Origin of the sequence: Prevotella pectinovora (assembly GCF_000834015.1) — a bacterium.
Lineage (GTDB): Bacteria > Bacteroidota > Bacteroidia > Bacteroidales > Bacteroidaceae > Prevotella > Prevotella pectinovora.
This window is the reverse complement of the sequence record NZ_JXQI01000078.1, coordinates 1-748: the sequence shown is the minus strand read 5'-3', so window position 1 is coordinate 748 and position 748 is coordinate 1. Positions and strand designations below refer to the sequence as shown.

Below are 748 nucleotides of genomic sequence, written 5' to 3'. Positions count from 1 at the left end.
CAAAGCAGCTCTCATATAACCGCTTTGTTGAACTCGAGTCCAGAGTCGCGGTTGAGATGATGCTGTTCCTCCAACTGTTTTGCTTTGGCAGATGCACGGGTATAAGTTTCATTGACAGTACATGCATTCCTGTATGCCACAACAAGCGTATAACAAGGAATAAGGTGTTCCGTGGTTATGCAGAAAGAGGCAAAAGCACCATGGGATGGTATTTCGGTTTCAAGTTACACCTGATATGCAATGAGAGAGGTGAACTGCTTAACTTTATGCTTACGAAAGCGAATGTTGACGATAGAAATACAGATGTTTTTAACAGATTGAGTGATAATGTGTTCGGAAAATTATTCGCAGACAAAGGATATATTTCGCATGGCTTGTTTGAGAGATTGTTTAACGACGGTATAGAAATTGTCACTGGCTTGAAATGCAATATGAAAAACAAGCTCATGCCATTGTATGACAAGATTCTGTTGCGCAAAAGATCTGTCATAGAAACCATCAATGACGAACTTAAGAATGTTGCACAACTTGTACATTCAAGACATCGTAGCGTGTTCAATTTCGTAATGAATGTCCTTTCTGTTTTGGCTGCGTATAGCTTCTTTGAAAAGAAGCCATCCATCAACATTGACTATTGCATAGAGAATGTTGACGGACAGCTTGTTGTTATAAAGTAAACTTCATTTGGACTTTACAATTCTGCATTTTGCCATCCATATTGTTTGGAGGGCAAATGTAATATGCACCT

General features: G+C 39.0%; 1 protein-coding gene. It reads left to right on the top strand.

Annotated features, from left to right (window positions below):
• Window positions 1-677: IS982 family transposase (locus ST42_RS11510; RefSeq protein WP_044073609.1), on the top strand; the 677-nt coding region annotated here is incomplete at its 5' end.
• Between the last annotated feature and the right edge of the window lie 71 nt (window positions 678-748).